This is a genomic window from Staphylococcus sp. 231237_7MaSpsaltlick, assembly GCF_043107035.1.
In genome coordinates this window covers 1-11,489 of sequence record NZ_JBICNX010000045.1, presented here as the reverse complement: position 1 = coordinate 11,489, position 11,489 = coordinate 1, and the positions used below count along the sequence as shown (strand labels likewise).

General features: G+C 33.8%; 10 protein-coding genes, 1 pseudogene and 1 riboswitch. Of the genes and pseudogenes, 4 read left to right on the top strand and 7 right to left on the bottom strand.

Annotated features, from left to right (window positions below; all coding sequences use genetic code 11):
* Nucleotides 1-637: YfhO family protein (locus ACF91D_RS28735; protein WP_392438200.1), on the top strand; the 637-nt coding region annotated here is incomplete at its 5' end.
* 44 nt (nt 638-681) lie between these two features.
* A complete protein-coding gene (locus ACF91D_RS28730; RefSeq protein ID WP_232161372.1) occupies nt 682-3,297 on the top strand; it encodes a YfhO family protein in 2,616 nt (871 codons plus the stop codon).
* 318 nt (nt 3,298-3,615) lie between these two features.
* Here ACF91D_RS28730 and rplS read toward each other — a convergent pair whose 3' ends face one another.
* From rplS to rpsP, 4 genes are all read right to left on the bottom strand, one after another.
* Entirely contained in the window at nt 3,616-3,966 is a 351-nt protein-coding gene (rplS, locus tag ACF91D_RS28725; RefSeq protein ID WP_042738870.1) for a 50S ribosomal protein L19, read from the bottom strand.
* Nucleotides 3,967-4,069: 103 nt separating this feature from the next.
* A complete protein-coding gene (trmD, locus tag ACF91D_RS28720; protein ID WP_107527193.1) occupies nt 4,070-4,807 on the bottom strand; it encodes a tRNA (guanosine(37)-N1)-methyltransferase TrmD in 738 nt (245 codons plus the stop codon).
* Complete coding sequence (gene rimM, locus ACF91D_RS28715) at nt 4,807-5,313, bottom strand: ribosome maturation factor RimM (RefSeq protein ID WP_107527194.1); 507 nt, start codon at nt 5,311-5,313, stop codon at nt 4,807-4,809. The genes trmD and rimM overlap by 1 nt, the downstream gene beginning before the upstream one ends.
* Nucleotides 5,314-5,705: 392 nt before the next feature.
* Nucleotides 5,706-5,972, bottom strand: a complete 267-nt coding sequence (gene rpsP / locus ACF91D_RS28710; RefSeq protein ID WP_042738873.1) for a 30S ribosomal protein S16 — start codon at nt 5,970-5,972, stop codon at nt 5,706-5,708.
* Nucleotides 5,973-6,191: 219 nt separating this feature from the next.
* Nucleotides 6,192-6,293: riboswitch (TPP riboswitch) on the top strand.
* Between the two features lie 109 nt (nt 6,294-6,402).
* On the opposite strand from rpsP, the gene ACF91D_RS28705 reads away from it, so the two are divergent.
* Together ACF91D_RS28705 and ACF91D_RS28700 are read left to right on the top strand one after the other, a co-directional pair.
* A complete protein-coding gene (locus tag ACF91D_RS28705; protein ID WP_107527195.1) occupies nt 6,403-7,155 on the top strand; it encodes a 3-oxoacyl-ACP reductase in 753 nt (250 codons plus the stop codon).
* Nucleotides 7,156-7,177: 22 nt separating this feature from the next.
* The gene (locus tag ACF91D_RS28700) at nt 7,178-8,476 is read left to right on the top strand and encodes an LLM class flavin-dependent oxidoreductase (protein WP_392438198.1); all 1,299 of its coding nucleotides are present in this window, start codon (nt 7,178-7,180) and stop codon (nt 8,474-8,476) included.
* Between the two features lie 360 nt (nt 8,477-8,836).
* Here ACF91D_RS28700 and ffh read toward each other — a convergent pair whose 3' ends face one another.
* From ffh to ftsY, 3 genes and pseudogenes are all read right to left on the bottom strand, one after another.
* Nucleotides 8,837-10,204 (bottom strand): signal recognition particle protein, encoded by a 1,368-nt coding sequence (ffh, locus tag ACF91D_RS28695; protein ID WP_107527197.1) that lies wholly within the window; start codon nt 10,202-10,204, stop codon nt 8,837-8,839.
* A 38-nt stretch (nt 10,205-10,242) separates the two neighbouring features.
* Nucleotides 10,243-10,578, bottom strand: coding sequence for a putative DNA-binding protein (locus tag ACF91D_RS28690; RefSeq protein ID WP_042738877.1), 336 nt, complete (start codon nt 10,576-10,578; stop codon nt 10,243-10,245).
* Nucleotides 10,565-11,455 (bottom strand): annotated as a pseudogene (gene ftsY / locus ACF91D_RS28685) (signal recognition particle-docking protein FtsY); the annotation flags it as partial. The pseudogene ftsY and the gene ACF91D_RS28690, both read right to left, overlap by 14 nt.
* Between the last annotated feature and the right edge of the window lie 34 nt (nt 11,456-11,489).

Below are 11,489 nucleotides of genomic sequence, written 5' to 3'. Positions count from 1 at the left end.
ACAGCAAACTCATAGGATACAACTTACTAAAGCAACTGGTTCGCTACAATTAAAAATACCTAAAAATATCCGACAACAATATAAAGATTTTTACTTATCATTAATAGTTAAACGCGGCAATCCAGACAGTAATTATCTCGTAAATGTAAATGATTATATCAATAACCGCTTGTACAATAATTCTACATATCGTACAGGTGTCGATCATCAATTATACAGAGCGACACCCGATAAAAATGGAAATATTAATATCACCTTGAGTCCAAGGGGAAATTATCAATTTCAATTAAAAGGATTGTATGGGGAAAATTATCAACATCTTAAAAAAGCATATAATGTTAAAAAAAATCATGGTTCATATAAAGATATTAAAAATGGTGTAAAGGTTAAATTACAGCCTCACAAAAAGGGTATTGCAACTATAAACATTCCATATAGAGAAGGCATGTCTGCTTATATCAATGGACATAAAGTAACACCCTTTAAAGTGAATTATATGATGACAGGCGTTAAAGTGCCTAAGCATTGTGATGAAATCATTATTAAATATCGCCCAAAATGGTGGTATAGCATGATTTTTATTTCTATAATAACAATTGTTATGAGCTTTATTTGGGTGAAAAAAATTAAAAAATGATTATATTTTTGGCAGAAGGAGTTAGTTGGAGATGAGGTTTATCCATGTTTAGCAAGCTTTGGAACAAAAAACATACCAGATTTGCATGTATATTTGCTATGGGGCTGATTGTTGCATTATTTACGTTCGCCCCTTACATCTATCGTTTTTTCTCACAAGGCATTGTGTTTAGTGGTTCAGGCGATGGTTATAGACAAATGATGCCATTTCAAATGTATTTATATGAACATTTTACAAAATTCAAAAGTTTCTATGACCATTCATTTGGTTTAGGTGGTGACTATGTTAAAGGGTTATCTTACTATTACGCTACATCACCCTTTACCTTAATTAATTTCATAATCATTTGGTTATGTGATTTTGTCTTTAAAATTAATCCACATCAAATTGAATTTTGGGCATATAATCAGTTGATTGTTTCGTACTTTAAAGCTGCAATTACATTTGTTTGTGCGTTTTATTTTTTTAGATACTTAAAATTTAAATTTAATCATACATTAGTTGCTGCCTTTTTATATGCAGCTTCTACAGTTGTCATTCACTTTAATTTCACTTGGTCTTATTATGGAGATTTATTAATTTTTTTACCCTTATCATTATTAGCAATTGAAAGATTCTTTAAAGAAAAGAAAATAGGTTTATTTATTATTGCAATTAGCCTAACGTTATTTTCTAATTTTTACTTTAGTTATTATGAAGCAATCATTTTAATGAGTTATTATATTTATCGATGTCTATTTCCACATCCTTTAGATAAAGTGACCATCAAACAAAAGCTATGGATTATACCAATTGCAGTAATACTTAGCACTTTAGTAGGTATATGGGGATTTTATACTGGTGTTTCATCATTTCTTGCTAATGACCGAGTCAGTAACCCATATTTTAAAATACCTTTATTTACTGATTTTGCACGACAAAAACATTTTTTCTCATATGGTTTTTACATAACTGTATCATTACTTGCACTTATAGCATTGTTATCATTCAAATTATATAAGCATTATTATTATAGGTTGTTTGCAATCGCGACTTGGATTATGTTGTTAGGTTCATTAACACCCTACTTTGACAGTATGTTCAATGGATTCTCAACACCAGAACGTCGTTGGATTTATATTTTCGCACTTACAACCGCAGGATTAATTGCCTTATTTATCCGTTATTTGCATGAAGTAACATTTAAATCTTTCGTTACCTCTAGCATAGTACCATTGCTGATAATGATAACTAGCTTATATTTCAAACAAAGTTTGCATATCACTTGGATGTTGATATGTTTAATATTAATTGTACTAATCGCTATACTTTTAAAATACAGACATTTACTACACACCAAGTATAGTTTTTGGATAATTGCCATATTATTAGTAATTCAGCAAGCTGTTATCTTAACTAACGATCATCATAATAATGTTAAAAGTTATGAATCAACTTTGGACGCCATGTCTGCATCTAAATACAAGAGTCCTACCTTAACTAAAAAAATTAATAAAATTAATAAAAATCACCAAGATGATCCACTTAGTAGAATAGATTATATGTCTAAATATGGTTTAAATTCACCTATGTTATACCACTTTAATGGTATCTCACTATACTCAAGTATCTTTGATGGATCAATATTGAACTACTATGATAAAACAATGCAAATTAATATGCCTATAGATAAAAACAGTACCTATCGTTTATTATCCAATCGAGCAAATTTAATGGCACTTTGGAACGTCAACGATCGTATACGTCGTCCTAATGATTTAAACATTCCGTATGGGTTTAAGGTACAAGATACAATTTATCATTCGAAAAATGAGTCTTTTATTCATTCAACAAATCAGATAAACTATCCAAGTGCACATTTCACTGATAAAATCTATCGCAATTCTGAGCTAAAGGCACCCATCGACAAGGAACACGCTATGTTAAATGGAGTCGTGTTCTCAGATTCTAATCAAAAAGCAAACAGTCATATTACACCAAGTAAAAACCTATTGCCAGAAACAACGCATAATTTACGGAACGCCTATCGAAGTGGACATAATAAAATAACTGTCACTGAAAATAATGGCGGTATGACATACCAATTTCCAAAAGAAATCAGCGACAAATATCAAGATATGTATTTAGAAATGGATGTAGAACTATTAACACCGAGTAAAAGGCATTATGTAGGTGTAAATGAATATGCACAACAACGTAACGAACTAGACTATAAATATCGTCGCTTTGTAACGCCTGTAACTATGAGATTTAAAGCTGATCAAGACTTGAAAATAAGAATGCCTAAAGGTACATATCGACTCGATGTAAAGGGCATATATGGTGAAGATTATCGTACCTTAAAGCGTGCGGCGCGTTCATTAGATAAAGTGGCTGTAAAACAAACACGAAACGGCTACACGATACGACATAATGCAAATAAAGATGGATATGTAGTACTACCTATTGCATATAGTCAAGGCATGCAGGCCAAATCAGGATCACAAGCGTTACCAGTCAAAAAAGGTAATGGGATTATGACCGTTATACCGGTTAACAAAGGTCAATCAACTATTAAATTAACCTATACCCCTCCACACACAATGCTATTAATAATACTTAGCATACTTGGCATTATACTTAGCATCATTTTTACTAAAATAGTATCAAAATTGAAATAAACATTTTTTGATCATTATATTGAAATAGATTAAGAGATACTTTATATTTTTTATTTAACAGACATCATCATGTAATTTAGTGTTTTTGTTTAAATTACATGATGGTGTCTTTGATTTTATAGTATTTTAGCGAGACACAGTGGAAGAACAGGTCAAGTTGAAAACTATAAGGCTAAAGCTGTTCCTTAGGAGAACAAACTAACCATACAAAGTATTAAATAAAAATAGAGGAATCTTATACAACAACTTGTACAAGATTCCTCTATATTTTCAAGTGATGCCCAGTTTGGCACACTTTTTTTATTTCTTATTTGCTGATTAACGAATTTCTTTAATTCTAGCAGCTTTACCACGTAATTCACGTAAGTAGTATAATTTAGCACGACGTACTTTACCGCGACGTTTAACTTCGATTTTTTCAATCTTTGGAGTGTGTAATGGGAATGTACGTTCCACACCAACACCTGAAGAAATTTTACGTACAGTGAAAGTTTCTGAGATACCTCCACCACGGCGCTTAATTACAACACCTTCGAATACTTGGATACGTTCACGAGTACCTTCAATGATACGTACGTGTACACGTAAAGTGTCACCTGGACGGAACGTTGGTAAATCTGTGCGTAATTGTGATTGTGTTACTGCTTCGATTAATTTGTGATTACTCATTATTTATTCTCTCCTTCAACCTATGTTCTTGCCTCGACAAAATATAGCAGCGGATCATAGTGATTTTTCGTGTATCGCACACTTAAAATATATTAGCATATCGCTAATCATTTTTCAATTCCTTTTTATATCTTTCAATAATCTCGCGGTCTTTATCTGTTAACTGATAACTCTCAAGTAAATCCGGTCGTTTTTCGTAGGTTCTAATTAGTTTTTGTTCATGACGCCACGCATCAATATGCGCATGATTTCCAGAAACTAACACGTCAGGTACGCCTAATCCTTTATACTCTCGTGGTCGGGTGTATTGTGGAAACTCTAATAAACCATCTTGAAATGAATCATCCTCATGTGATTGTTGATTTCCTAACACACCTGGTATCAATCGTACAATAGCATCAGTCATGACCATTGCTGGCAATTCACCACCAGTTAGCACATAGTCACCCATAGAAATTTCATCCGTCACTAAATGTTGACGTATACGTTCATCATACCCTTCATAGTGACCACAAATAAATACAAGATGCTCCGCTTCACTTAATTCTTGCGCGATAGCTTGGTTAAATGGACGACCTTGAGGACACATTAAAATCACACGTGTGTCTGGGGTTTTATCAATACTTTCCATTGCATTGAATACAGGTTCAGGTTTCAATACCATGCCTTGACCACCACCAAATGGATAGTCATCAACTTGACCATGTTTATTTTCAGCAAAATTTCTAAAGTTTACAGTATTTACCTGTAACACTGATTTCTCTTGAGCACGTTTTAAAATCGAATGATTCAAAACACCTTCAAACATTTCTGGAAAAAGTGTTAAAAAATCTATTTTCATTAATCTAACAATCCTTCCATTGGTGTTATTGTGATACTTCTACCTTCCACATCGACATCTTTAACCACATCAGCAATATACGGAATAAGATATTCTTTGTTACCTTTAACAACCCAAACATCGTTAGCACCTGTTTCAAATATTTCTGTCACACGTCCAATTGCAGTTCCTTCATCATCAAATACAGTACAACCTATTATATCTGAATAGAAATATTCATGTTCGGCTAATTCTATTTCATCATGATCACGTTCTTGTAATAATGTTGCACCCTTTAAATATTCTATATCATTAATATTATTAATTCCTTCAAACTTAAGCATATGCAAGCCTTTATGCATTCTGTGGCTACTAATCTTAAACGTTTCTGCTTCTTTACCCTCAGCTTGAATTAGTACAGATTCTCCAGGTTGGAATCGAGTATCTGTAAAATCTGAATGTGATTTAATCTTAATTTCACCTTTAACACCATGTGTGTTTACAAATTTACCAATTTCAACTTTCATTATTTTTCCTCCGTCATCATTACAACTATCTTCATAGGTAATGAAACTAAATAAAATTCGTAATCCATTATAACACGGATTGAGATAGCTGTAATACGTTATCGTTTAGAAGTAGTATTTACTAAAATAAATAAAAATTATTCAAGTAACTCGAACAACTAATCCAGTATTTCTTATTAGCAATCCGCTATTTTCAGGCAATAAGTTTGTTATTTCTAAGATTGAAATCACGGCTTAAATCACCCTATTTACCGTTTAGCTTTCAAATTCAATATTGACCAATAAAAAAAGATGATTTCTACTTTAGATAAAAGTAAAAATCATCTTCTAGACTATGTTATAACCTTTTAGTTCTAACATATTCAAAATAAATCAATACGTTCGATTTATTATTATTTTTGTTCGTCGAATTTTTTCAAGATACCTTCTCTTGATAAGATGTTACGTACAGTATCAGTTGGTTTTGCACCTTGTGATAACCATTTTAATGCTAATTCTTCGTCGATTTTAACTTCTGGTGCATTTACATTGTTAGGGTTGTAAGTACCGATTTGTTCGATGTTACGACCGTCACGTGGCGCACGAGCATCAGCTGCTACAATACGATAGAATGGATTTCTTTTTGAACCTAAACGTGTTAAACGTAATTTAACTGCCATTTATATTCTCTCCTTTATGTTCTTAATATTTTTATTTTCTACAAGAAATAATATTAACAGTTCTGCAGTACTTTGTAAAGAGTTTTTTCTTTACCAATATTGAATCTCTATTTTTAAACTGTGACTTTTAGTCCTTCACCTGATTTGTATTTAAATTTAAACTTTTGCACAACTTGACATGCTTTATTAAAAGCTATACATTGAAGTTAAATTAAATAACGCATGCACTAGGGGTGTTTTTTAAAACTGAGATGAGCTAAACTCAAACCCTTCGAACCTGATCTAGCTAAGACTAGCGTAGGAAAGTGTTACCAATATGATAATGAAACTGATAGTCTTTTTTGACGTATTCATATACTTTTTGATACACAACTTTCCTAGAGAGGGTTGTGTATTTTTTTATTTAATAAATCAATGATGAGGTGAATATATGACTAAAACAATTTTAATCACAGGTAGTAGCAGAGGGTTAGGTGCAACGATAGCACGAACATTAGCTACACAAGGTCATAATGTAATTATAAATTATTTTAAAAGTAAAGATTTAGCTGAACAACTCGTACGTGAAATTGGTGAATCACAGGCTATCGCTTTACCAGCAGATATTACTGATAGAAACCAAGTTGATGAAATGATTGCACATGCAACAGAACATTTTGGGCAAATAGATGCGGTCATAAATAATGCGCTCGTAGGATTTAAATTTGATCCCACAGCACAAAAAGCATTTATAGATTTAAGTTGGGAGGACTATCAACAACAACTCGACGGCACGTTAAAAGGCGCTTTCAATGTGACTCAAGCAGTCGTTAAACAATTTATCTCAAGAGAAACAGGAACTATTGTTTCGATTGGTACAAATCTTTATCAAAATCCAGTCGTACCCTACCATGAATATACTACTGCAAAAGCAGGTTTAATAGGATTCACACGAAATATCGCCGCTGAATTAGGTCAATTTGGTATTAATGCAAATGTTGTATCTGGCGGTTTACTAAAGACTACTGACGCAAGTGCAGCGACGACACAAGAAGTATTTGATCTTATTGCTCAAACCACACCATTAAGACAAGTCACATCACCTCAAGATGTAGCAAATATGGTAAGCTACCTCATTTCTGATCAAGCTAAAGGGATAACTGGTCAGAACTTTACAGTTGATGGTGGATTAACAATGAATTAAGAAATGGAGGATGAATCATCTTATGACACAAACTCGTCAACTTAACATCGGTGTATTAATTTATGGATGCGGTCATCATCATGCGGCTTGGCGTATGAGCAATTCAAGTGTTGAACGTATAGGAGATATCTCGTATTATCAATCATTAGCTCAAATTGCAGAACGTGGATTATTTGATGCGATATTTTTTGCAGATAATCAATCTTTTCCAGCACAATCACCAAGTGATATGCCCGCATTTTGGTTTGACCCTTTGGTCAATTTAGCTGCAATAGCCCAAGTTACGCAATACGTTGGATTAGTTGCAACGATTTCCAGTACCTTTGCTAATCCATATACAGCAGCTAGACAACTCTTAAGTATTGATCATATGAATAACGGACGTGCAGGTTGGAACTTAGTAACATCTATGACTGATTTAGAAGCAGCAAACCACAGTATGGAGCGTCTACCAGATCATGATACACGCTATGAAAAAGCAGACGAATTCGCTCAAGTAATGAATCTGTTGTTAGATTCGTGGACAACGGCAGATTTCTTACATAATAAAGCAGAAAATACTTTAATCAACGCGGATGCAATTCAGCCAATTCATTTTAAAGGTCATTATTTCGATGTCCAAGGACCACTAACGACACCTGGAAGTCCTCAAGGCAAACCCATTGCAATGCAAGCTGGTGCCTCAGATCAAGGTATCACCTTGGCAACTAAGTATGCAGATGCTATCTATGCAGTCGCTTGGAACCTAAAGCAAGCTACAGCATTTCGCCAAAAATTAAATAATAAATTAACATCGGTTGGAAAACCAACGAACAGCTTAAAGGTGTATCCAGGTTTAGTTACCTATGTCGGAGAAACTTATGCTGAAGCTTACGCCAAAAAACGTCAATTGGACGAGTCCTTAGCTATTGATACAGCATTAAATCAATTAAAGTTCTTTATTCGCCAAGATTGTCATAGTTGGGATTTAGACGAACCTATACCACCCTTACCGCCTGTAGAGAACTTTACAGGCCCCAAAGGTCGTTACCAAACTGTACTAGAAATTATCAATGATAAAAATCCTACACTGCGTGAATTATTGGGTTACCTTAGCGCTGGTGGCGGACATTTAACGTTGATAGGTACACCTACTCAAATCGTTGACGAAATGGAAAGATGGTTTAATGCTGGCGTTGCAGACGGTTTTAATTTAATGCCACCGGTGTTTCCTAATAGTTTAGAAGATTTCGTTGATTATATCGTACCGGAACTACAAAAACGAGGACTTTATCGCATTGAATATGAAGGAACTACATTTAGAGAAAATATTGGCCTTTAGTAAAAATTTTTTGTAACTTTAACACATTGAAATACAATGCATTCAATTAGTATAATTAACTATAATTACATTAACAAGGATACTATTGTTATTGATAACCATTGGTTCATTACCCACATTAATAATTATAATTCCATAGATAAATGAGCAATATGAATATAAAACATAAACTAAAAAACCCTTCAAAGTTATCAAATCATTGATTACCTTGAAGGGATTTCTCTTTTTCAAATTAATAGTAATATTGCGAGATTAGGTTAGTGGATTCAACTATCATCTAGCACTAACATTGCTTATAGCACTTTATTGATTGTTAAACGGTTAAATATCTTCTAGGACTAACCTACTAAGCAAATTGAATTAGAATGGTAAGTTCATACCATTTAACATATTCTCCATTTGCTTACGTTTACCTTTTTTACCTTTTCCGCCACCAGAAAATTGTTTCATCATTTTCTTCATATCATTAAATTGTTTCATCAATCTGTTCACTTCTTGTACCGAACGTCCTGAACCTTTAGCAATACGTTTCTTACGTGATACATTTAAACTATCTGGATCATTACGTTCAGCCGGTGTCATAGATTGAATAATCGCTTTAATATGGTCGATCTGTTTCTCATCCATATTTAAGTTATTGATACCTTTCATCTTGTTCATTCCAGGAATCATTTTCATAATATCGTCAAGCGGACCCAGGTTTTTGACTTGGTCTAATTGTTCCAAGAAATCCTCAAGCGTAAATGATGAAGTGCGCATTTTCTTCTCAAGATCCTTAGCTTTATCAGCATCGACATCTTGTTGAGCCTTTTCAATTAAACTTAGCACATCACCCATACCAAGTATTCTTGAAGCCATTCTTTCCGGATGGAATGGTTCCAATCCATCTAATTTTTCACTCATACCCACAAATTTAATAGGTTTTTGTGTTACAGAACGAATTGAGAGTGCTGCCCCACCACGTGTATCACCATCTAATTTAGTCAGTGTTACGCCTGTTAATTCAAGTTGCTCATCAAATGATTGCGCTACATTTACTGCGTCTTGACCTGTCATGGCATCCACAACTAACATAATTTCATTCGGTTTCGTAATTTCTTTAACATCTGTTAATTCTTGCATTAACGCTTCATCAACGTGTAAACGTCCAGCTGTATCAATAATTACAAAATCTAAATGCTCTGCTTTAGCATGTTGAATTGCATTTTCGACAATTTGTTGTGGTTTAACTTGATCTCCTTCACTATAAACAGGAATATCAATTTGCTTACCAACGGTTTGCAATTGGTCAATTGCTGCAGGTCTATAGATATCAGCTGCTACGAGTAATGGTTTTTTATTATATTTCTTTCGCATTAATAACGCTAACTTACCAGCTGTAGTTGTTTTCCCTGCACCTTGTAAACCTACCATCATAATTACTGTTGGTGGTTTATTTGCCATTGTTATCGTTGAGTTTTCCCCACCCATCAATTGAGTCAGTTCCTCTTGTACGATTTTGATTACTTGTTGACCAGGTGTTAATGACTTCATTACATCTGATCCTAAAGCTCTATCTGATACAGTTTTGATAAATTCCTTAACAACTTTAAAGTTAACATCGGCTTCTAATAACGCCAATCGCACTTCTCGCATCATAACCTTAATATCGGCTTCAGTTACTTTACCTTTGCCTCGAATCTTTTGCATTGTGTCTTGCAAGCGATCGGATAATCCTTCAAATGCCATATCAAATACCCTCCTTTTTGCTCTATATTAATTTATGCTTATTCTAAATCTTCCAAAGCTTGTATATATTGTTTAATCTTCTCAGAATCATTTACATTTAATTTCATCTGTTCATATATTTCTTGTCTTAATTCAAAATTTTTATATAAACCTAACTTTGTCTCATAATCTTCAACTAGGTCGCCAGTTCTTCTAATATTATCATACACTGCTTGTCGACTCACATCAAACGTATCAGCAATTTCACTCAACGAATAATCTTGTAAATAAAATAATTCAAGATAATTGCGTTGTTTCTTTGTCAATAGTGCTTGATAAAAATCAAACAAGTAATTCATTCTAATCGTTTTAATTAAATCATTATTTTGGCTCATCTGATCGACCTTCTACTGAACCAGTGTCAAGTTGATCAGACGTCAACTCACTATCCCCATCTTCAGATACTTCAACATTTTGTTCAATCATATCTGCAAATAATCCGTAAACATAACTTTCTGGGTTAAATGGTTGTAAATCATCTAATTTTTCACCTAATCCAACATATTTAACAGGTATGTGGAGCTCATTTCTAATCGCTAAGACAATACCACCTTTAGCCGTTCCGTCAAGTTTCGTTAGCACAATACCTGTCACGTTTGTAACTTCTTTGAATGATTTAGCTTGTGAAAGTGCGTTTTGACCTGTCGTTGCGTCTAAGCACAACAAGACTTCATGAGGAGCATCAGGTACTGCACGTCCAATGACACGTTTAACTTTTTCAAGCTCATTCATTAGGTTGGATTTATTTTGTAAACGTCCAGCTGTATCACAGATTAAGATATCGACACCCTTACTTTTGGCTGCATTAATTGCATCATACATCACTGCAGCAGGATCTGAACCTTCACTTTGGCTCGTCACTTCTACACCAACACGCTCTCCCCAAACCTTAAGTTGCTCTATCGCACCTGCTCTAAACGTATCACCTGCGGCTAGCATTACCTTTTTACCTTCAGCTTGATATCGATGTGCTAATTTACCAATTGTTGTTGTTTTACCAACACCATTGACACCAACCATTAAGATGACATTCAATCTACCATCTTCCAGATTCATGACTTCTGAATGTTCATCGTCTTGATGATAAATTTCAACAATTTTTTCAACGATAACTTCACGTAAATCTTCAGTCTCAGTGATATTTCTACGCTTTGCTTCATCGCGTAATTCTTCAACTAATTGCATTACAGTATTAAATCCGTCATCTGACGTAAGTATCAGTTCTGCTCATGCTGCAAAGAAGTCT

What these genes read in the sequence shown, in the direction of transcription:
- ACF91D_RS28730 (WP_232161372.1), top strand. Translation starts at nt 682, where the DNA reads ATGTTTAGCAAGCTTTGGAACAAAAAACATACCAGATTTGCATGTATA.
- rplS (WP_042738870.1), bottom strand. Translation starts at nt 3,966, where the DNA reads ATGAGTAATCACAAATTAATCGAAGCAGTAACACAATCACAATTACGC.
- trmD (WP_107527193.1), bottom strand. Translation starts at nt 4,807, where the DNA reads ATGAAAATAGATTTTTTAACACTTTTTCCAGAAATGTTTGAAGGTGTT.
- rimM (WP_107527194.1), bottom strand. Translation starts at nt 5,313, where the DNA reads ATGAAAGTTGAAATTGGTAAATTTGTAAACACACATGGTGTTAAAGGT.
- rpsP (WP_042738873.1), bottom strand. Translation starts at nt 5,972, where the DNA reads ATGGCAGTTAAATTACGTTTAACACGTTTAGGTTCAAAAAGAAATCCA.
- ACF91D_RS28705 (WP_107527195.1), top strand. Translation starts at nt 6,403, where the DNA reads ATGACTAAAACAATTTTAATCACAGGTAGTAGCAGAGGGTTAGGTGCA.
- ACF91D_RS28700 (WP_392438198.1), top strand. Translation starts at nt 7,178, where the DNA reads ATGACACAAACTCGTCAACTTAACATCGGTGTATTAATTTATGGATGC.
- ffh (WP_107527197.1), bottom strand. Translation starts at nt 10,204, where the DNA reads ATGGCATTTGAAGGATTATCCGATCGCTTGCAAGACACAATGCAAAAG.
- ACF91D_RS28690 (WP_042738877.1), bottom strand. Translation starts at nt 10,578, where the DNA reads ATGAGCCAAAATAATGATTTAATTAAAACGATTAGAATGAATTACTTG.